The sequence below is a fragment of the Arthrobacter sp. FW306-1B-F12A genome (assembly GCF_058781865.1).
Genome location: NZ_JBYSXD010000017.1, coordinates 1 through 20,738, shown reverse-complemented (window position 1 = coordinate 20,738; position 20,738 = coordinate 1). Strand labels below are relative to the sequence as shown.

The 20,738-nt window shown below is 63.5% G+C and carries 16 protein-coding genes; 3 read left to right on the top strand and 13 right to left on the bottom strand.

The genetic code is table 11. From position 1 onward, the window contains the following. Positions 1–109: 109 nt before the first annotated feature. The 8 genes from AC3WJU_RS10400 to AC3WJU_RS10365 all read right to left on the bottom strand — a co-directional run bounded on the left by AC3WJU_RS10400 (position 110) and on the right by AC3WJU_RS10365 (position 10,640). Positions 110–1,090, bottom strand: a complete 981-nt coding sequence (locus tag AC3WJU_RS10400; protein ID WP_476909988.1) for an ABC transporter substrate-binding protein — start codon at positions 1,088–1,090, stop codon at positions 110–112. Between the two features lie 11 nt (positions 1,091–1,101). Beyond that, complete coding sequence (locus tag AC3WJU_RS10395; RefSeq protein ID WP_332602309.1) at positions 1,102–3,189, bottom strand: ABC transporter permease; 2,088 nt, start codon at positions 3,187–3,189, stop codon at positions 1,102–1,104. Beyond that, positions 3,186–4,283, bottom strand: a complete 1,098-nt coding sequence (locus tag AC3WJU_RS10390; protein WP_492259806.1) for a quaternary amine ABC transporter ATP-binding protein — start codon at positions 4,281–4,283, stop codon at positions 3,186–3,188. The genes AC3WJU_RS10395 and AC3WJU_RS10390 overlap by 4 nt, the downstream gene beginning before the upstream one ends. Positions 4,284–4,427: 144 nt before the next feature. After that, a complete protein-coding gene (locus AC3WJU_RS10385; RefSeq protein ID WP_307053732.1) occupies positions 4,428–5,231 on the bottom strand; it encodes an IclR family transcriptional regulator in 804 nt (267 codons plus the stop codon). Further along, positions 5,218–6,078: a molybdopterin-binding protein gene (locus AC3WJU_RS10380; protein ID WP_492259805.1), complete on the bottom strand. Its 861-nt coding sequence runs from the start codon at positions 6,076–6,078 to the stop codon at positions 5,218–5,220. Before AC3WJU_RS10380 ends, AC3WJU_RS10385 begins: the two co-directional genes overlap by 14 nt. A 138-nt stretch (positions 6,079–6,216) precedes the next feature. Next, complete coding sequence (gene fdhA, locus AC3WJU_RS10375) at positions 6,217–7,434, bottom strand: formaldehyde dehydrogenase, glutathione-independent (RefSeq protein WP_307053734.1); 1,218 nt, start codon at positions 7,432–7,434, stop codon at positions 6,217–6,219. Between the two features lie 271 nt (positions 7,435–7,705). Beyond that, entirely contained in the window at positions 7,706–8,308 is a 603-nt protein-coding gene (gene folE / locus AC3WJU_RS10370) for a GTP cyclohydrolase I FolE (RefSeq protein ID WP_492259836.1), read from the bottom strand. After that, positions 8,301–10,640: an FdhF/YdeP family oxidoreductase gene (locus AC3WJU_RS10365; RefSeq protein WP_492259804.1), complete on the bottom strand. Its 2,340-nt coding sequence runs from the start codon at positions 10,638–10,640 to the stop codon at positions 8,301–8,303. The genes folE and AC3WJU_RS10365 overlap by 8 nt, the downstream gene beginning before the upstream one ends. Positions 10,641–10,830: 190 nt before the next feature. Here AC3WJU_RS10365 and AC3WJU_RS10360 point away from each other — a divergent pair, with 190 nt between their 5' ends. Next, positions 10,831–11,496: a GntR family transcriptional regulator gene (locus tag AC3WJU_RS10360; RefSeq protein WP_492259835.1), complete on the top strand. Its 666-nt coding sequence runs from the start codon at positions 10,831–10,833 to the stop codon at positions 11,494–11,496. A 68-nt stretch (positions 11,497–11,564) separates the two neighbouring features. Here AC3WJU_RS10360 and AC3WJU_RS10355 read toward each other — a convergent pair whose 3' ends face one another. The 4 genes from AC3WJU_RS10355 to purU form a co-directional block, all read right to left on the bottom strand. Next, positions 11,565–12,440: a bifunctional 5,10-methylenetetrahydrofolate dehydrogenase/5,10-methenyltetrahydrofolate cyclohydrolase gene (locus AC3WJU_RS10355; protein WP_492259803.1), complete on the bottom strand. Its 876-nt coding sequence runs from the start codon at positions 12,438–12,440 to the stop codon at positions 11,565–11,567. Further along, positions 12,437–13,063, bottom strand: coding sequence for a cyclodeaminase/cyclohydrolase family protein (locus AC3WJU_RS10350; protein WP_492259802.1), 627 nt, complete (start codon positions 13,061–13,063; stop codon positions 12,437–12,439). The genes AC3WJU_RS10355 and AC3WJU_RS10350 overlap by 4 nt, the downstream gene beginning before the upstream one ends. Positions 13,064–13,182: 119 nt before the next feature. Then, positions 13,183–15,675: a GcvT family protein gene (locus AC3WJU_RS10345; RefSeq protein WP_492259801.1), complete on the bottom strand. Its 2,493-nt coding sequence runs from the start codon at positions 15,673–15,675 to the stop codon at positions 13,183–13,185. 61 nt (positions 15,676–15,736) lie between these two features. After that, positions 15,737–16,651, bottom strand: coding sequence for a formyltetrahydrofolate deformylase (purU, locus tag AC3WJU_RS10340; protein ID WP_059388975.1), 915 nt, complete (start codon positions 16,649–16,651; stop codon positions 15,737–15,739). Between the two features lie 119 nt (positions 16,652–16,770). Between purU and AC3WJU_RS10335 the strand changes: the two genes are divergently transcribed. Beyond that, a complete protein-coding gene (locus AC3WJU_RS10335; RefSeq protein ID WP_059388974.1) occupies positions 16,771–17,451 on the top strand; it encodes a GntR family transcriptional regulator in 681 nt (226 codons plus the stop codon). Positions 17,452–17,501: 50 nt separating this feature from the next. Here AC3WJU_RS10335 and AC3WJU_RS10330 read toward each other — a convergent pair whose 3' ends face one another. Further along, positions 17,502–19,658, bottom strand: coding sequence for an amylo-alpha-1,6-glucosidase (locus tag AC3WJU_RS10330; RefSeq protein ID WP_492259800.1), 2,157 nt, complete (start codon positions 19,656–19,658; stop codon positions 17,502–17,504). Positions 19,659–19,911: 253 nt separating this feature from the next. Here AC3WJU_RS10330 and AC3WJU_RS10325 point away from each other — a divergent pair. Then, on the top strand, positions 19,912–20,738 hold an 827-nt coding region (locus tag AC3WJU_RS10325), incomplete at its 3' end, for a pyridoxal phosphate-dependent aminotransferase (RefSeq protein WP_492259799.1).

Genomic DNA, 20,738 nt, shown 5'->3' with positions numbered 1-20,738 from the left:
CGTTAGATCACAGTGATTGTCAAGGATGTTGCGCAAATATGTTGCTTATCGTGATTCTTGTTGCGTATAGTCCTTCGGCTGCGGCCGATGGTCCTTGGGAACAACGAACCTACTTGAGCCAGGCGGCGACCTTGTCCGAGTTCGCGTCGATCCATTTCTGCGCGGCGGAATCCGGGCTCATGTTGTCCTTGGCGATGTACCCGGCAACCGTGTCCTGGTCCTGGTTCGTCCACGTGAATCTTTTGACGAGGGAATACGCGGGGCTGCCGGAGTTGGCGAACTTGGTGGAGACGACCTTGTTGAGCTCGTACTTGGGGTAATCGCACGCGACCTTGGCCGCGTCGGCGTCGCAGCCGGGCGTGTGGGCCGGGAGGTTGACTTTGACGAGCGGGACCTCTGCGATGAACCACTGGGGCTCGTAGAAGTAGCCGATCAGCGGGGTCTTGTTCTGCTCCGCTTGCCGGAAGGCCTGGATGAGCGCCGGTTCACTGCCCGCGTACACAACCTTGAAGTTGAGGCCGAGGTTCTTCACGAGGGCTGCGTCGTTGGTGACAAAGGAGGGGTCACCGTCGAGGAGTTGGCCCTGTCCTCCGGACTCGGAGGTCTTGAACAAGTCAGCGTACTTGTTGAGGTTCTTGGAGTCCGTGATGTCCGGGTACTGCTTGGCCATCCACGGCGGCACGTACCAGCCGATTACGCCGGTGTTACCGGTCGGCCCGGCGTCGACCGCAGTCTTTTGCTGCTTGATGTACTTGTCCGCGAGCTCGGGGTGGCCCCAGTTCTCAAGGACGGTGTCCACCTCGCCGCTGCCGAAGCCCTGCCATGACACCTCTTCCTTGAGGGTCTTGTAATTTACGGTGCAGCCGAGCTTTTCCCTGGCAACGGTCCCTACGACGTAGGCGTCCGCCTCGTACCCGACCCAAGGGTTTACGGCGACGTTGAATGCTCCGCATCCACTCTTTCCGCTTGGCGGGGTTGCGCTAGGGATATCCCCGGAGCAGGCCGTGAGCGCGAGGACCGCGGTGAGGACAATTGCGGCAGACGTTCCCTTCCCCATCTTTGGGCCACGCTCCGTCAGTGATTTCTTCACGGCTCTTTCCTCTATCGGGTGCTGCCGAAGCGGGCAGTGGCGTGTTGGGTGATCCGGTCGAGCATGACTCCGAGCGCGGTGATGGCGATGCCGGCGGCAAGACCCTTTCCGAAGAGCTGGCTCTGGGAGAATCCGGCGACTACGAGATAGCCGAGTCCTCCGCCGCCGACGAGTCCGCCGACGACGACCATGGACAGGACGTAAAGCAAGCCCTGGTTGGCGGCGAGGACTACTGCCGCGCGGGCCATGGGGAGCTGGACCTTCGCGATCATCTGCCACGACGTTGTTCCGAGTGATTCCGCGGCCTCCACGGCAACCGGCGAGACACCTCGGACCCCGTCGGCAACCAGTTTCGTCGCGATGGGCACACCGTAAGCGAACGCGGCGGCGATCGCCGTGAATCGTGTGGGACCGAAGAGGGCGAGGGCCGGTACCAGGTACACGAAGGACGGGATGGTCTGGAAGGCGTCGAGCACGGGTCGGATAACCGAGTCGGCGGGCTTGCTCCGACCCATCCAGACGCCCAGGCAGACAGCGACGATGATCACAACGAACGCGGCTACTAGCGTGGTCGCGAGCGTCTTCATGCTCTCATTCCACAGCCCGCTTCCGAGGATCACGGCTTCGCACACGATCGTGACTGTGGCGGCCCGCCGGCCGGCGAGCACGAACGCGATTCCGAGCAGCGCGAGCGCCATGGCCCACCACGGCGACTGCGCGAGCACCGACTGGAGTGGGTCGACGAGAAGTGCGGTAACGGTGTCCTTGAGCCATTCCGTGAAGCCTGAGAACGTGCCGACCGTCCAGTCGGTCGCGGCTGAGACGGCCTTCGCCAGTGGGGTGCCGAGGTCGGGCGAAGCCGGGAACTTCGAGAGTGCAAGATAGATGTGCGAGAGATAGATGGCCACGGCGGCGACGACAGCGCTGGCGATGATAGTGGTCCGACGCATCTGCCGGCCCCCGAATGTGCCGGTCTGTCCCACTCCGGACCCGCGCTGCATGCGGGCTTCGATGCCTGAACGTTCGGAGGCCCTCGTCGTGGTGCGGTCGAGCATGATCGCCATGAGCACGATGGCAAGGCCGGAGACGAACGCCGAGCCGACGTCGAGCGACTGGAGCGCCTGGAGCACCGGAGTGCCCAGTCCCGGGCCATTGATGAGCGCGGCTATGGTGGCCATCGAGAGCGCCGCCATTGTGCACTGGTTGATGCCGACCACGATAGTGCGCCGGGCCATGGGAAGTTGCACCTTCACGAGGGCCTGCCAGGGGGTGCTGCCCATGGACGCGACGGCCTCGAGCGTGGCCGGTGAGACCCCTCGGATGCCGTGCTCGGTGATGCGCACCAGCGGGGGCAGCGAGTAGATGATGGTCGTGACAATCGCGGCCGCCGGGCCGATGCCGAAGACGAGTGCGAGCGGTGCCAGGTAGGCGAACGACGGCAGGGTCTGCATGAGGTCGAGCAAGGGTGAGACCGCGGCCGAGACTCGGCGGCTTCGGGCCATGACAATGCCTAGCGGGAGTCCCGCGACTGTGCAGATGCCGACTGCGAAAAACGTGACGATGAGCGTGTCGATGCTTTGTGCCCAGTAGCCGAAGAACCCGAAGAGCAACACGCACACGCCGACGAGGAGCATCGAGCGCACGCCGGCGAACGCCAAGGCCAGCCAGGCGAGGAGCGCGACGACGCCGAGCCAGCCGATCTCCGGCACCGGGCGTCCGTCCGAGGCCTGGCTGAAGATGCCTTGGAGAAAGGTAACGAGCCCATTGATTCCGTCCGTGACCGGCTGGACGATGTGCTGGAACACGAAGGAGTTGGTGCGGGCGCTGTCAAAGGCGTCGCGGACGCTGTTCAGCCAGAGTTGGAAGTCCGTCTTGTCTGCGCCGCCCAACTCGAGGGTGTCCACGCCCTTGAGCGTGGCCCAGAGTCCGAGCCAGACGACACCAATGCCCACGAGCGAGACCGGGCGCCAATGACGTCGGCAGAATCCCAGGACAGCAGGACCTCCGGACGGGGTGGCAGGGGTTCGTCCTCCAGGTGAGTTGGAACGCGCGCCCCCGGACCGTCGTCGACGGTTGGCCCGCACTGTGGCGATGCTCACCCGGCACCGCCTTGGTGGGAAGTCGGGGATGGCTCTTCGGCGACGACGACGCGGAGGATATCCTCGTCGTCGACGATGCCGAGGAATTCCTCGCCGTCGAAAACCCTAACGGGGAGCTCCGAGTGGAGGACCTGCCGCGCGGCTTCGCGCACGATGCGGTCGGCCTGCATCACCGGCCCGTCGAGGGCCTCGCGTTCGCGCGGGGGCCGCACCACATAGCGCAGCGTGAGCACATGGGAGCGGGGGACATCCGAGATGAAGTCGCGCACGTAGTCGTCAGCGGGGTTGGCTACGATGTCGGCCGGGGTTCCGATCTGGACGACCTCGCCATCGCGCATGATGAGGATGCGGTCACCGAGCTTGAGGGCCTCCTGGAGGTCGTGGGTGATGAAGACCATCGTCTTCCCCACCTCCTCGTGCAGGCGGCGGACCTCGTTCTGCATGTCGCGGCGGATGAGCGGGTCAAGGGCGGAAAACGGCTCGTCGAAGAGCAGGACCTGCGGGTCCACGGCGAGTGCCCGGGCAAGGCCGACGCGCTGCTGCATGCCGCCGGAGAGCTGGTCGGGGAACGAATTCTCGTACCCGGTCAGGCCGACGAGGTCGACCATGTCCTGGGCTCGGGCGCGGCGCTGGGACTTGCCCTCCCCGCGGACTTCGAGGCCGTAGGCGACGTTGTCGATCACCTTGCGGTGCGGGAGCAGGCCGAACTGCTGGAACACCATCGCCATGTGGTTCCGGCGCATAGCCCGGAGGCGGGCCTTGCTCGCGCGGATAACGTCTTCGCCGCCGATCGTGACGCTTCCCGCCGTCGGCTCGATCAGTCGGGTGAGCAGGCGTACGAGAGTCGATTTGCCGGAGCCGGAGAGTCCCATGACCACGAAGACCTCCCCAGGGGCCACCGCGAACGAGACGTTCCTGACGGCCGCGACACAGCCGGTCTTGCTTTGGAGCTCCTTGCGCGAGAGGTGCTCGGCTGGGGTGCCGATGATCTCGTCAGACTTCTGGCCGAAGATCTTCCATAGTCCATCGACCTTGAGCGCGGACTCAGTCGCGTTGGAGCCGAGGGTCTCTTCTATCGCAGTGTGCGTGCTCATGCTCTTCTGCTCTTTCCGCCATCACTACCCCCTTTATTGATGATGCATCCGCAGTGCTTGGCTGTCACGAAAAGTCGGAGACGCTATTTCGTCCTCCTGGTCCCCTGACCCTTTACTGATGACCCGGCGCCCCAGTGCCCGGGGTCATCGGTGCGTGTAGCCCATTTGCACGCTGATCCGGATTCCGGCCTGACGAAGTGCGTCAATAAGTCCAGGGATCTTCTGCGGGTCAAAGCGGAACGCGGGTCCGGAGATGCTGACGGCTCCGATGACGGTTCCCAAGTGGTTGTAGATCGGAACCGCAATCGCGTTCAGGCCGATTTCCAGTTCCTCGCGTGTCTCCGCATACCCGTCGTGGGCCACATCGATCAGCTGCTTCTCGAGGTCTTCCCGATTGGTGATAGTGCGGGGAGTCCTGGCATGAAACCCGGCTTCCGTCAGGATGCGGTCCCGTTCGTCGGCGGACAGTGCAGCCAATAAAACCTTCCCGCTCGAGGTGGCATGGAGCGGCGTCAAGCCGCCCACCCAGTCATAGGTGGCCAACGACGACGGTCCCATGGCCTGATCCACGTTGACGGCATAGTTCGAGCGCAGGACAGCGAGGTTCACCGTCTCCTTGAACTCCTCCGCAAGACTCTCCAACACTGGCCGGGCCTCGCGGACCAAGCTGAGCCGGCCGGGAATCGAGCTGGCAAGCCGCAGGATGCCAAAGCCCAGCTGGTACTTTCCCCGGTCGCTGTTCTGGTGGACCATCTCCCTGTTCACTAACGAGCCCAGCAGTCGAGAGACCGAGGATTTGTGGATGCCGATTTCCTCGGCGATTTCGCTCACGCCGGCGTGTCCGTCACGGGAAAGGATTTCGAGGATCTGGAGGGCGCGGTCAACGGATTGCACGCCACCGGGCTGCCCGTTTCCGCCTTTTTCGGAGTCAAAGTCAATCGTGGCCATGAGCCATACCTACGTCTTTCTGCGGCGAAACAAGAGGCTGGAACTTCCCCCTTGTTTCTCTAAATCCTAGACCGGAACCACAGAGGCATTGAACGGGTGGCTTCCCGCCGATCCGGCGGTCAGGGTTTGGGTCCACGGGAGCGGCAGTGCGGGAACCGGGTCCCCTGCCCGCGCGCCGCTGGGAGGCGCCGCCGCCTAGCGCGGCTGTGGCGTTGCGAAAGTGGTCCGTTCCGGAGCGGCCGGTTCCGCCTGTGGTGATGACGACGTCGGGCCGCTCCACCGGGCGGCTGCCCGTATCGCTGAGGGCGGCGAGCCACTCGTGATAGGAGTCCCCGATTCTTCGCTGTCCCGCCGGGACGCCTCCCAGCATTGCCAGCACCGTGCCCAGTTGCGGGCCGAAGGCGTCCCTGACCTGACCCGGCCCGGGCAGCCCGGAGGAGGTCAGAGTGGGCACGCCCGCCATGTCATCGCTTGTCCGGCCACTTTCACGGCGTAATACGGCGTCGGTACCGGCAGGCACCACTCCGCCGGTGGCTATGGGGCTGGCACGGTGCAGTGCCAGCGGTTGGCCCGGTTTCACCAAGGTCCAGGGTCCGCTGCCGCTGACGGCCCAGCCGTCCATGGCCGAGGACGCGTAGTGCGGTAGGTCTTGGCTCGTTGTGACGGCCCGGGCAAGCGTGCGTCCGATGCTTTCCGCCAGGGGCACGGGCAGCGCCCGGATGGGGGCGGCACATTCGAATGCCAATCGGCGGGCCTCAGACCAGCTCGTCGCGGACTTCCCGACGGCCGGTCGACCCGAAGGCCAACGCTGTTCACCGCCGCGATCGATTAAATCGTGAGCAGGCAAGCCTTGCCCCTTATCTGAAGGCTTTCCGAATGGGATGCTGCTCCCCGGGAACGGCGTTAAGGCACCTTCTTGGCCCTTAACGCCGTCCCTTCGGGGAGCAAACGAGCCAGACCAGGCCCGGCCCGTAAAACGCGGCGCCTAGGCCTTGACGTAACCGTTGGGGTTCAGCACGTACTTCGTGGCGGCTCCCGCATCGAACTCGGCGTACCCGCGGGGTGCGTCCTCCAACGCGATGGCCTTGGCGTTGACGGCTTTGGCGATCTGGACTTTGTCGTGCAGGATCGCCATCATCAGTTGCCGGTTGTACTTCATCACGGGGCACTGGCCTGTGGTGAAGGACAGGGATTTGGCCCATCCCGTGCCGAGGGAGAGTGAGAGGGAACCATGCTGGGCGGCGTCGTCGATTCCACCTGGATCGCCGGTGACGTACAGGCCAGGGATGCCCAGGGCCCCTCCGGCGGCCGTGATGTCCATGAGGGAATTCAGCACCGTGGCCGGCGCTTCGTGTGAGGCGTCCTTGCCGTGTCCGCGGGCTTCGAATCCGACGGCGTCCACGCCGCAGTCCACTTCGGGCACGCCGAGGATCTGCTCGATTTGGTCCTTGGGGTCGCCCTTGGAGACATTGACGGTTTCGCAACCGAATGACCTGGCCTGGACGAGGCGGTTTTCGTTGATGTCACCCACAATGACGACTGCTGCGCCGAGCAGTTGCGCTCCGGCGGCCGCCGCCAGGCCGACCGGGCCTGCGCCTGCGATGTAGACGGTAGAGCCGACCCCGACCCCGGCCGTGACTGCTCCGTGGAAGCCGGTGGGGAAAATGTCCGAGAGCATGGTCAAGTCCATGATCTTCTCCAAGGCCTGGTCCCGGTCCGGGAACCTCAGCAAGTTCCAGTCCGCATAAGGCACCAGAACATAATCGGCCTGGCCTCCGACCCATCCGCCCATGTCGACGTAGCCGTAGGCGCTGCCTGGCCGGTCCGGGTTGACGTTCAGGCAGATGCCGGTCTTGCGTTCCTTGCAGTTCCGGCAGCGGCCACAGGAGATGTTGAAAGGCACCGATACGATGTCGCCGACCTTGATGAATTCCACATCCGGGCCAACTTCCACCACTTCGCCGGTGATCTCATGACCGAGGACCAGGTCCCGCGGTGCGGTGGTGCGGCCGCGCACCATGTGCTGGTCGGAGCCGCAGATGTTTGTGGTCACGGTGCGCAGGACCGCTCCGTGGGGCACCTTCCGCCCGACATTGGCGGGGTTGACGCCGGGGCCGTCCTTGAGCTCGAACGTCGGGTAGTCGGTGTCAATGATCTCGACTACGCCAGGTTCCTTGTATGCGACTGCTCTGTTTCCTGACATGGACACTCCTAAGGGCCATTTCATGGTGTTTTGATTCAGTGGTCGGACATTCGCTAAAACAGTTGCCAACGGCTTGCCCGTTGCCCGTAAGCGGTGCTCCGGCGCTTACCTCCCCAGGCATTCAGGCAACCGAAGCACCGCTTACGGGAAACGCGATTCCCCAAGACCGGTTCAGGGGATGAGAGAGGCAACCATGCTGATATGGCGATCTTAGATTAAAGATATATCAGAAATATGTTACGTGAGCCGAACGGGTCATGTCCAGAGGTTTTCAGCGGCCGAGTATGAGGCTCAGTGCTTCTGCGCGGGCGGCCGGCAGCCGGATCTCGCCCCGCACCGCGGAGGTGATGGTCTTTGACCCTGGTTTTCTGACGCCCCGCATGGACATGCACAGGTGTTCACACTCGACGACGACGATCGCACCGAGGGGTCGAAGCGAAGTGACCAGGGCATCAACCACCTGCGTCGTGAGCCGCTCCTGAACTTGGGGCCTTCGAGCGAAGGTGTCCACCAGTCGGGCGAGCTTGCTCAGCCCCGTGACGAATCCATCCGGGGAGGGGATGTATCCGACGTGGGCTACGCCGTGGAACGGGACCAGGTGATGCTCGCAGGTCGAGTAAAAGGGTATGTCCTTGACGATGACGAGTTCTTCATGGCCAAGGTCAAACGTCTTGTCCAGCACGGCGAGGGGGTCTTCGTGGAGGCCGCCGTACATTTCCGCCGCTGCGCGGGCGACGCGCGCGGGGGTCTCAACCAGGCCGGGCCTGTCCGGGTCTTCGCCTACGGCCAGGAGGAATTCCCGGACGGCCCGTTCCACCCGCGGACGGTCAACCCCTGGGGAGGACACCGCAACCGCGCCCCGGCTGTCACCCATGGCTGCCTGCGCCTGCCGGCTCGAGGCGGACAATGACTGACTTTGACGTCGGGGTTCCGCTGATGTCGGCTACCGAGTCCAGCGGTACGAGGACGTTGGTCTCCGGGTAGTAGGCGGCTGCGCAGCCCTTTGGCGTCGAATAGGAAACGATGCGGAAATTCTCCGCCCGTCGCTCGGTACCCCGGAATTCGGATACCAGGTGAACCATGTCGCCGTCCTCGAAACCAAGTTCGGACACATCGGATTCGTTCACGAGGACCACCCGGCGGCCGCCGTGAATGCCGCGGTAGCGGTCGTCCTTGCCGTAGATGGTGGTGTTGTACTGGTCGTGGGAGCGCAGCGTCTGGAGGATGAGGCGGCCCTCCGGGACGCGGAGGTACTCCAAGTGGTTCGCCGTAAAGTGGGCCTTGCCGGAAGCGGTGTCGAATTCCCGGGCATCCCGGGGCCGGTGGGGGAGAACGAAGCCTCCCGGGTTCTGGACCTTCTCCTCAAAATTTTCGAAGCCGTCGAGTACCGCTTCGATGTGTTTCCTGATCAGTGAATAGTCGTCCCTGAGCGCGAGCCAGGCGGCCTTCGGGGTGTTCGGCAGGGGGTGGCCGTCGCTGTCCGTGAAGAGCCGGTGGGCCAGGTTGCAGACGATCGCCACTTCGGACATCAAGTGCTCACTTGCGGGCTTGAGGCGTCCACGGGACGCGTGGACGGCACTCATGGAATCCTCCACCGTTACCCTTTGATCACCTGTCCGCTGCGTGTCCCTCTCGGTGCGTCCGAGCGTGGGAAGGATCAGGGCGCGCCGCCCCGTTGCCAGGTGGGAATGGTTCAATTTAGTGGAGATCTGGACCGTAAGGCGAGTGCTGGCCAGCGATTGCTCCGTGGTCTCAGAGTCGGGGGCCGCCCGCACAAAGTTGCCGCCCATCCCGATGAAAACCCGGACCTTGCCGTCCCGCATCGCCCTGATGGCTGCGACGGTATCGTAGCCGTGGGCCCGGGGGGAGAGGAATTGGAACTCTTGGTCCAGCCTGTCGTGGAACTTCTCCGGCATTTGCTCGAAAATGCCCATGGTGCGGTCGCCCTGGACATTGGAATGCCCGCGGACGGGGCAGACTCCGGCCCCGGGCTTGCCGATGTTGCCCTGAAGAAGGAGGACATTGACGACGTCGCGGAGCGTAGGCACGGAATGCTTGTGCTGTGTGAGGCCCATGGCCCAGCAGACAATGGTTGCTTTCGAAGCCAGGAGACGCTCACCGGTGGCCTCGATCTGTTCCATCGTCAGCCCGGTCGCTTCGAGGATGTCCTCCCATGCCACGTCTTCCAGTTGCTTCACATAGGCATCGAGGCCGACGGTGTGTTTGCTGATGAAGTCATGGTCGAACACCGTGCGCAGGCCCGGGCTGGTCCTTCCGGCACTTTCGGCCTCCAGCAGGTATTTGCCCAGTCCCTGGAAGAGCGCCTGATCGCCTCCGGCCCTGATCTGCAGGAAGTCGTCGGTCAGCTCGGTGCCAACCATCATGCCAACCACGTTCTGCGGGTTTTCGAATTTGAGCAGTCCGGCTTCGGGAAGTGGATTCACGGACACGATAACCGCACCGTTTTTCTTGGCCTTCTCCAGCGAGCTGAGCATGCGCGGGTGGTTCGTGCCTGGATTTTGGCCGGCAACGAAGATCAGCGACGCTGTTTCCACGTCTTTGAGGCTGACGGAGCCCTTGCCGATGCCGATGGTCTCGACGAGGGCCGAACCGGAGGATTCGTGGCACATGTTGGAACAGTCCGGAAGGTTGTTGGTCCCGACGCCGCGCACGAGGAGCTGGTAGGCGAAAGCCGCCTCGTTTGACGTGCGGCCGGAGGTGTAAAACACCGCCTGGTCCGGGCTGTCCATGTCCCTGATCTCCTGTGCGATCAGCTCCAGGGCATCATCCCACTCGACGGGCCTGTAGTGCGTCGCGCCCTCGTCCAGGAGCATCGGATGCGTCAGACGCCCCTGCTGTCCCAGCCAGTAGTCGTCCCGTGTCTTCAGTTCAGCTATGGAATGCGAGGCGAAGAACTCCGGTGTGACCCGGCGGCGTGTGGCTTCTTCCGCGACGGCCTTCGCGCCGTTCTCACAGAACTCGGCCGTATGCCGTTTGTCGTGCTCCGGCCAGGCGCAGCCCATGCAGTCGAACCCGTCTACTTGGTTGACCGCCAGCAATGTTTGGACGCTGCGCAGTGGGCCCATCTGCTCGAGGGAGATCTTCAGCGCATTGGTGACGGCCGGGAGGCCCACGGCCTTCGACTTGGGTTTGGTGACAGTCAGCTTTGACTCGTCGATATTTTCACGGGGGGCTTTTGAGTCCATGGGCTTTTCCTTCAGATCTTGGCCGGATAGAGAGGTCTGGCGGTGAGGAGGAGGAAGTCCGTGACATTCTTATCCCGCGCATATTGATATATCAGTTGTAGGGATACTATGTTCACGGGGCCGGTGAGTCAAGGGCGCCGTCACCGAACAGGAAGGATCAGACGTGGAGAGCAGCGGCAAGTTATCGGTCATGGGGGAGTCGGAAGTGCCTGCGAGGCAGGATGACGAGTCCTATGCCGAGTATGCGTACCGGGTGCTGTGTGATGAGCTGATCGTCCTTGATATCAAGCCCGGGGAGCCCTTGAATGATGACCAGATCTCGCGTCGGCTCGGTGTGGGAAGAACGCCTATCCGGGAAGCCATGAAGAGGCTGGAAAGCGACCACCTGGTGGTGGCCTATCCACGCAGGGGAACCTTTGCCGCGGGCGTGGATATTACGGACCTTGCCGAAATCTCCGAGATTCGTCAACTCTTGGAGCCTGCGGCATCTGCACGTGCCGCTCGCATGGCATCGGACCGGACGCGGCAGGAGCTAAGGGAGCTTGCCCGGGAGGTTCGGCAGCTCTTGGCCGACCACCTGGCACAGCGGGACCTCATGCGCTTGGACATGCGAGTGCACCGCAGCATCTACCGGGCGACTGGCAGCCGGCATCTGGAGGATGTCCTGATTCGCTGTGACAACCTGGCGACCCGTATCTGGAGTCTCGTACTGGAGAAGCTCCCGCCGGTTTCCGAACACATTGCCCAGCACGTGGAGCTGCTTGAATACATTGCGGATGGCGAGGTAGAAGCGGCTGCAGACCTGACCGCCAAGCACGTTACCGACTTCGAGAACCTGATCCGGGCGGTCCTCTAGCAAGATTGAGCGTCCCGGATGCCCGGCGCCGTTCCCTTCGGCGGCCGGGCATGGTTTTGCCCTTTGTGTCAGCCGACAGGTCCAGGGATCAAAGAGCGCGACTGTTCACGGGCGGCCTCGGCGGTGTGCAGAAGCAACAGTGCGGTGGTCACCGTTCCGACGCCGCCGGGAACGGGCGTCAGTGCTGCCGCGACGCCAAGCACGCTGGCTTCGTCCACGTCCCCGACGAGGGATCCGTCGGCAAGGACGTTCGTGCCGACGTCGATCACTATCGACCGGGAGGAAACATGGGCGCCCGTGAGCAGGCCGGTCCGCCCGGCTGCGACGACAACGATGTCGGCAGTCTCCGTGTATCTCTCGAGCGGACCCGACTTGGAATGGCAGACGGTGATGGCGGCGTCGCGTTCCAGGAGGAGCAGCGAAAGCGGTTTGCCGACGACGGCGGAACGGCCGATGACGACGACGTTCCGGCCCGCCACCGGGATGCCGTAGTGGTCGAGGATCTCGACGACGGCCCGGGCGGTAGCAGGTGCGAAGGCGGGTTGCCCCACGGCCAGCCGGCCGAGGCTGAGCGGGTTCGCGCCGTCGATGTCCTTCTCTGGTGCGATGTGGCTGACCAGGGCATCCGTCCCGACCCCGGCGGGCAGGGGCGTCTGCAGGATGATTCCGTTGACGGACGGATCCGCGCTGAGGTCTTTCAGGACGCTGGCCAGGACGTGCTCTGTGGCGCCAGGGCCAAGGTCGACAATCCGGCAGCCGATGCCCGCGCGGTCGGCTGCACGTTCAATGGAGCGGACGTACCAATGCGTGGACTCGTCGTCGGTTGCCACCACCACCGCGAGGACCGGGCGCGCTCCTTCGTTTTCGAGCTTCATTGCCTCATCCCGGGCTCTCAGCTGGATGACTGCTGCGAGCGGCTTGCCGGAAAGGAGGGTGGCGCTCAACCGAGGATCCTTTCGCGTACGCGCTTCACGAGCGCGTCTGCTGCCAAGACGACCTTCTCTTCGATCCCGTCGGTCTGCTGGGCAAGCTGGGAACGGGTAACACCGTCCTTGATGGCCACAATGTTGATGTCGATATTCACCCGCGCCGTGCTGGCAGCTGCGCGGGCGGCATCCGCGGCGGCTGCGACGTCGCTGATCACGTTGGCATTTGCGACGTCGAACAGTTCCGTGGCCAGTTCGACGACGGCTCCTGAGACCTTGACCAGTTGTGCCGGGGTCTGCGCTGCGTGAATGAGGGCAGCTTGGATGGCGGCCGACCGCGCTTCGTTGGAGGCCTCCGTCCCTGAGGGCAGCTTGTAGGAATCGATGACCCCTTGGAAGGCTAGTTCGTCGGCTTCCGCAAGTCGCAGGGCTTCGTCTACAAGTTCGTCCGCGGCCGCGATGATCCTTGAGACCAATGCGGCGTGTTGCTCGTATTTGGCGCCCGTGGTGTACCTGGCGACCATTGCAACGAGGGCGGCACCTTGGGCGGCGTGAAGCGCAGCGGCCGCGCCTCCGCCGGGGGTCGGCTCACGTGAAGCAAGCCTGGTGAGGTAATTGTTGATTGTTTCTGAACTGATCATGGGTCTTCCTGTTGTGTGTCTTCCTAGGCAGGGGCGGCAGAAGAGTCGGAAAGACGGCGGCCCGGACTCTGGTTGCGAGGATGAGTCCGGGCCGCGTGCCTTTGGATGCCGGGCCGGTCTTAGCCTCGGAGCCTGGTCATCGTGGGGTCGTACAGCGGATCGGCCGTGACCGTTGCCTGGATGCGCCGTCCGAAGTACTCGATCTCGACGGAGTCACCCAAGGAGACGCCGGAAGGGAGGTATGCGTAGGCGATCGGCTTGGCAACGGTGTAACCATAGGCGGCGCTGGTGATGTAACCGACCGCCTGGTCCTTATAGAAGACCGGTTCCTTGCCCAGGACGACGCTGCGTCCGTCGTCGACGGTCAGGCAGCGCAAGCGGCGGGCGGAGTTTTCCTCGGTTCGCCCTTCCAGAGCGGCTTTGCCGACGAAGCTGTCCTTGGCCATCTTCACGGCGAATCCGAGGCCTGCTTCGAGGGGGTCGTGCTCAGTGGTCATGTCGGTGCCCCATGAGCGGTAGCCCTTTTCAAGCCGGAGCGAGCTGAAGGCGGCCCGGCCCGCCGCGATGACACCGAAGGGCTGCCCTGCCTTCCACAGTGCGTCCCAGAGGCGCTGGCCGTTGTCCGCGCTGGTGTAAAGCTCCCAGCCGAGCTCGCCGACGTATGAAAGGCGCATGGCGGTGACGTTGACTCCGCCGATGACGACATTCTTGGCCCGGAAGTAACGGAGACCGTCGTTGGAGAAATCGTCGCTGCTGACGGTGCTGATGAGGTCCCGGGCGAGGGGGCCCCAGAGACCGATGCAGCAAGTGCCGCCCGTCGTGTCACGTACCTGGACCCAGTCGCTGGCGGAGCCGCTTTCGGTCTGGTGGCGCGCGGCCCGGTCAAAGTAGGCGGTGTCGATGTTTCCGTTGGCCCCGAGCTGGAACCTGTCTTCGCTCAGGCGGGCCACCGTGATGTCGCTTCGGATACCGCCTGCGTGGTCCAGCAGGAGGGTGTAGGTCACTGCACCTGGCTTTTTGTCCAGGTCCGCGGTGGTGAGCTCTTGGAGCAGCTTGAGTGCTCCGGGGCCGGAGACCTCGAGGCGCTTGAGCGGTGTCATGTCGTACATGGCCACCGCGGTGCGGGTCTTCCACGCTTCGGCGGCGGCGATGGGCGAGCTGAACATTCCGGACCAGGCATCGCGGGCCGGGGGCTGCCATTCGGCCGGCATTTCCTTCAGCAGTTCGGCGTTGGCCTCGAACCAGTAGGGGCGTTCCCAGCCGCCGGATTCGAGGAAGAATCCTCCCAGTTGCTTGTGGCGGGCGTGGAACGGGCTGACGCGGAGGTTGCGGGGGGAGAGCTTGGGCTGGAGCGGGTGCAGGACGTCGTAGATTTCCACGAAGTTCTGCTGGGACGTTTCGCTGACGTATTCGGGGGTGAGCTGGACGTCTTCGAAGCGGTGGATGTCGCATTCGCCCAGGTCGATCTGGGACTTGCCCGTGGTCAGCAGTTCGGCAACAGCGCGGGCAACGCCGGCCGAGTGGGTGACCCACACGGCTTCGGCGACGAAGAAACCATCGAGCTCCTTTGATTCGCCCACCAGCGGGCCGCCGTCGGGGGTGAAGGAGAAGATGCCATTGAAGCCATCTTCGATGTCGCTTTCCGCCAGCGCCGGAAGCAACTGCTTGGTCGCCTCCCAGGCCGGGAGGAAGTCCTCGAGGGTGAAGTCAAGGCGGGAAGGCATGTTGTGTTCGCTGATGCTGTCCGGCGCGTAGCTGCCGAGTTTCTCGACGTCCACCGGCATGGGGCGGTGGGCGTAGGAGCCAATGCCATAGCGGTCGCCGTGCTCGCGGTAGTAGAGGTCCTGGTCCTGGTGGCGCAGGATGGGCAAGGAAGCGCCGTTGGGTAGTTCGTTCCGGCCCTGCTGTGCCGGTACGGGAGTTGTCGTGACATATTGGTGGGCCAAGGGCAGGAGGGGAACGGACATGCCGATCATTTCGCCGATCTTGGCGCCCCAGAAGCCTGCGCAGGAGACAACGATGTCCGCAGGGATGACACCGTCGGAGGTGCGGACTCCGGTGACCCGGCGCCCGGATTGCTCGATCCCGGTCACGGTCGTGGAGCCACGGTACTCCACCCCGGCTGCCTCAGTGCGCTTGATCAGCAATTGGACGGCGCGGGCGGCGCGGGCCAGCCCGTCGCTAGGTACATGGAGGCCTCCAAGGATGTCTTCCTCGTTGATGAGCGGGTAGAGCTCCTTGCACTCGTCGCGGGAAAGGATCTTGCCTTCGATTCCCCAGGATGCGGCGTAGCCGAGCTTGCGTTTGAGGTCGGCGAGCCGGGTCTCCGTGGTGGCGACTTCCAGGCCGCCTACCTGGTTGAAGCAACTGACGCCGTCCTCGGTCAGCGACAGGAGCTTTTCGACCGTGTACTTGGCGAAAGCTGCCATGGTCTTGGAGGCGTTGGTCTGGAAGACCAGCCCCGGGGCGTGGGACGTGGAGCCCCCGGGCATGTTCAACGGTCCCTGGTCCAGGACAGTGATGCTGTTCCAGCCGCGGGCGACCAGTTCATCTGCCAGGTTGGTGCCGACGATCCCAGCTCCGATGATGACTATGCGTGGCGTCGATGCCATGTGGTTTCTCCTGCTATTTCTCGTGGTTGGGCTACTGCTGCTGCTTGTTGTCGGGCGTCGGCTAGCGGAAGACGACGGTGCTGGTTTGGTTCAACAGCACGCGGTGTTCGCAATGCCACCGCACGGCCCGGGAGAGCGCGAGTGCTTCGGCGTCCTGCCCGACCGTGGAAAGGGCAGTCGGCCCATAGCTGTGGTCTACGCGGATGACTTCCTGTTCGATGATCGGTCCCTCATCAAGATCCGCGGTGACATAGTGTGCCGTGGCACCTACCAGCTTGACGCCGCGGTCGTACGCCTGGTGGTAAGGACGCGCGCCCTTGAAGCCTGGCAGGAATGAGTGGTGGATGTTGATCGCCCTGCCCTCCAGGGCGCGGCTCAGCTCGTCGGACAAAACCTGCATGTAGCGGGCGAGAACCACCAAATCGATGTTGTACTCGTCAACCAGTTCGAGAAGGCGCCGTTCCGCATCCGCCTTGGTGTCCGGCGTCACCGGAATGTGTACGAATGGAAGCCCGGCAGCCTCGGCCATGGCCCGGTGGGTTTCGTGATTGGAAACTACCAGCACCAGGTCCCCGCCCAGGCTGCCCCCACGCCAGCGGAAAATCAGGTCGTTCAGGCAGTGCCCGAACTTTGACACCATGACCAGGACGCGCTGCTTAGTCTCGTCATGGAATCCGAACTTCATGTCAAAACGGTCGGCGATCGCCCGGAACTCTTCCTCGAGCGCGTCCGGTGAGTACTCCGGGGATCCGGAAAACGCCGTGCGCAGGTGCAGGGTCTGGCGGAGTCCGTCGTCGAACTGCTGGTGCTCTTCGATGTTGAATCCCCGTTCGAACAGGAACGTCGTGACCGCCTGGACGATGCCGGCGCGTTCAATGCACGACAATGTGAGCACGAACCTCCGCGAACCGTCGTCTTCAGAGGCACTCGCCTGCGGAAGTGTGCTTTTTATTGGAGTGGTCTCCACGAGCGTCATGTCTCCTCCTTAAGATATATTTTCGATTCGATAACTGATATATCAGATTGGGATATAGCGTATACTGGAGTTCGAGTGAGGTCAATAGTCCGCTTGGCTGGACGCGAAAGGTCGGTACCGTGGTATTTGAAGCGCTGGCAGCGGTGGATGCCGCCGGTCCGAGATCCCTGGCGGAAGTGGCCTACGAGCGGATACGCGACAGGCTCCTGACGCTGGACATCAAGCCGGGTGACTTGGTGAACGACGACGTGCTGGCGAGGGACCTTGGCATCGGGCGCACTCCTGTGAGGGAAGCGTTGAAGCGCCTCGAGTTGGACCGTCTGGTCATTAGCTATCCACGCAGGGGAACTTTCGCCACGCGCGTAGAGGTGACCGATCTGGCGTTCATTTCGGAGATTCGCGCCCAGCTCGAACCGCTGGCGGCCGCGCGGGCGGCTCGGGTTGCAACACCGGCAGCCAGGGAGAACTTGCGCTCCGTGATGCGTGCAGTCGAGTCATTCGAGGTCGACGGCGCCTCCGTGGTGGAGACACTGCGCCTTGATGCCCGTGTGCATCAGGGGATCTATGCGGCAGCGGCAAATCCCCACCTCGAAGATGTGCTGATCCGCTACGACAACCTGGCGACACGGATCTGGTGCATGGTGCTCGATCGCCTGCCGGATCTTTCCCGCCACGTGCATGAACACCTCGACCTTCTTGGCGCCGTGATCGACGGCGACGAGGCCAGGGCTGCGGAACTGGCGCGACTTCACGTAGACGGCTTCGAAAAGGCGGTCCGTTCAGCGCTGTTTGCTGCGTAGGAAGACCGCCCTCCTCCGATGTCCAAGCTGGAGTGATCGTGGTGGGAACGCTACTTGTCCGGATGCAGTTTGGCTTGCTCCACGAGATCGCTGATCCACGGCCGTTGCCCGCGGTGCAGTACCAGGCCTTCCGGTACGCCCTGCACGGACGCTGCTGAACCGGATATGTCGATGGTGATCCGGCCCGAGCCCATAGGGGCGTTCGTGATGTGAAGTTCGCCGTAGGAATCCGGCAGCACAGGGTCCAACCAAAGCCCCCCTTGGGAAATGTGTGCGTCGTAGCGCATCAGGCTGGTCACCAGCAGGATCGGTGTGGTGGCGGCCCAGGCCTGTGGGGAACAAGCCGTGGGATAGGGTACCGGTTCGGCGAACTGGTCGCGGCCGAAGCCGCAGAACAGCTCGGGCAGCCGCCCGCCGGAGTATTCGGCCGCCTCCAGCAGTGCAGTGGCTATCCGCTGTGCCTCTTCCACAAACCCATACCGGAGCAGCCCTGCCACAATAAGCGCGTTGTCGTGGGGCCAGACCGATCCGTTGTGATAGCTGGCAGGGTTATACGCCCGCATGTCGCTGGCGAGGGTCCGTATTCCCCATCCGCTGAACATCTCCGGGGACATCAGATGCTCCACCATTTGTGGCGCCTTGTCCTCATCCACAAGGCCGAACCAGAGGCAGTGGCCCATATTGGAAGCGCAGGCATCCACCGGCCGCTTATCGCGGTCCAGCGCGACGGCGTAGTACCCCTTGTCCGGCAGCCAGAACTGTTCGTTGAACCGCCGCTTCAGCGTCGCGGCCCGGTCCCGAAGTTCGGCTGCCAAGGCGAGGTCGCCGGCGTCGTACGCCATCCAGGAGCGCGCCACGTATGCGCCGTGGACGTAAGCCTGGACCTCGCAAAGGGCGATCGGCGGTTCCGCCAGGGTTCCATCGGCGAAGTTGATGCCGTCCCAGGAGTCCTTCCATCCCTGATTGACCAACCCATGATCGTTGAGGCGCTTATACTCGACAAAACCGTCCCCATCCCGGTCCCCGTATTCGCGGATCCACTCCAAGGCGCGGTCAGCGTTGGGCAGAAGGGCGTCGATGGTCTCTCTGTCAAAACCCCAGCGGCTGACGGACCCCAGGACCACCACGAACAGTGGAGTTGCGTCGACGCTTCCGTAGTAGGCGGATTTGCCACCCAGCGCCAGGCCGGTAGAAACATCGAGCCTCACCTCGTGGAGGATCTTGCCGGGCTCCTCTTCGCTCATCGCGTCCACGACGGCGCCCTGGCGGTCAGCCAGGGTCTTCAGAGTGCCCAATGCAAGGGAAGGATCCACTGGAAGCGACATTTCCGAAGCCCAGAGCGAATCGCGACCGAACAGGGTCATGAACCAGGGCGCTCCGGCGGCGACGACCACCCGTTCAGGATGGCCAGGGTCCTCGATTCTCAGCGCTCCCAAGTCGTCGTAGCTTCGCCGCAGAGTCCGCTGGATGGAACGGTTGCCCATCTGCAGTGCCGGAATCTTCGCCACCCACTCTTGACGGCGCCGGTCACTCGGAGACATTTCGCCAGGCGCCGGATGGACAAATGGGGCCTCGGGGCGTGCGCCGTTGTCCGTGGGCACAACATTCAATCGAGTACTCCACTGCCCATAGGGCGGGACGACTATCTCAAATATCAGCCCTTCAGGTGTGGCTTTGGCCCCATCCGCCTTGACGACGACGCCCTTCCGGACGTCGTGCCATGTGGCCTGGATTTCCAGGGCGTCGCCGTCGTGACCGCGTGTCTCCGCCCAGCGACGCTGGATTCGTGCCTCTTTCACTTCGAACAAGTCGGCGAAGTCCGCTTCGACGGCCAGCACAATCTGGCATTCAACGGGCTTCGTCGAGTAGTTGCGGATGGTGATCCGTTCCCGGATCCCTGCCCCCACCTCACGCAGCCGCTCTACGATCAGAGGACTGTCCGCATACCCATCCGAGAGCTGCAGGCGGCCGGCGAAAATGGCCCGATATGGTTCCTTCGTCTCGGCAGCCAAGGGTTCGAGGGGCTGGCCGTTGATGGTTAGGTTCCAGCGGGAAAGGATGCGGGTATCCAGGTGAAAGACCCCGTGTGGGAGTTCGGGATGGATGTCTCCATTGGCCGATGAAATGCAGAAGGACGATCCTTCAACCAAAGTCACTGTGCCTGACCCAAGGGGTCCAGCCGCCGTGTCGGCATTCCATCCAGCCACTGCCGGCTCCTTCTTACGAATGCACTCCTGACCCGCCCGGGGCGCGGGTGGACCTTTGCTGCTCCCGTGTGGATGTAACCGACGCTACGCCCGTCGTGGACCGTACGCCAGAGACGATTTACCTCGTAAACAAGAACCATTGGTCCCCTTGGGACTGTTCGTATATCTTAATTCATGGTTTGATATATTAGTCCTGAACTTGATCCGAATTCGCCGGAGAATTGATCGTCAACTCAACGAGGAGTGGAACAGCATGAAGCAACTCGCGCACCGGCTCGAACGCCTGGGCACCGAAACCGCCTTCAGCGTCGCCCAGGCCGCGGCCGCCTGGAAGGCGAAGGGGAACCGTGTGTACCCCTTCCATCTTGGTGACATCAACATCCCCACGGCCGGGAACATCGTGGAAGCAATGAACCGGGCCATCGCGGACGGCTACACGGGCTACTGCCCCGGCCCCGGCATCCCGCAGCTGCGCGAAGCGCTGGCCGGGGACATTGGCTCGCGCCGTGGCATCGACTTTTCCCCGGACAACGTCGTGGTGATGACGGGCGGCAAACCCGTCATCACGAAGTTCCTGCAGGCGGTCATGAACCCCGGCCAGGAAGTGCTCTACCCGAACCCCGGCTTCCCGATCTACGAATCGCAGATCGAGTACCTTGGCGGCACGGCCGTGCCCTACCGCTACGTGCCCACGAGCACGGGCTTCGCGATCGACCTCGACCAGATCCGCGCGTCAATCACTCCGAACACGGTCGCCATCATCTACAACGACCTGCAGAACCCCATCTCGGCGGAGTCGACGGCGGGCGAGCGGGAGGCCATCGCACAGCTCGCCCAGGAGCACGACCTGTGGGTGCTCTCCGACGAGGCCTACTTCGAGACCCGCTACGAGGGCGTCTCCAGCTCGATCGCATCTCTTCCGGGCATGGCCGAGCGCACCGTCATCCTGTACACATTCAGCAAAAAGTTCGCGATGACCGGCTCACGCCTCGGCTGCGCCGTTGCACCGCTCGAGATCGCCAAGGTGCTCAGCACGCTCAACACCAACGACGAGTCGTGCACGACCCACTACGTGCAGTG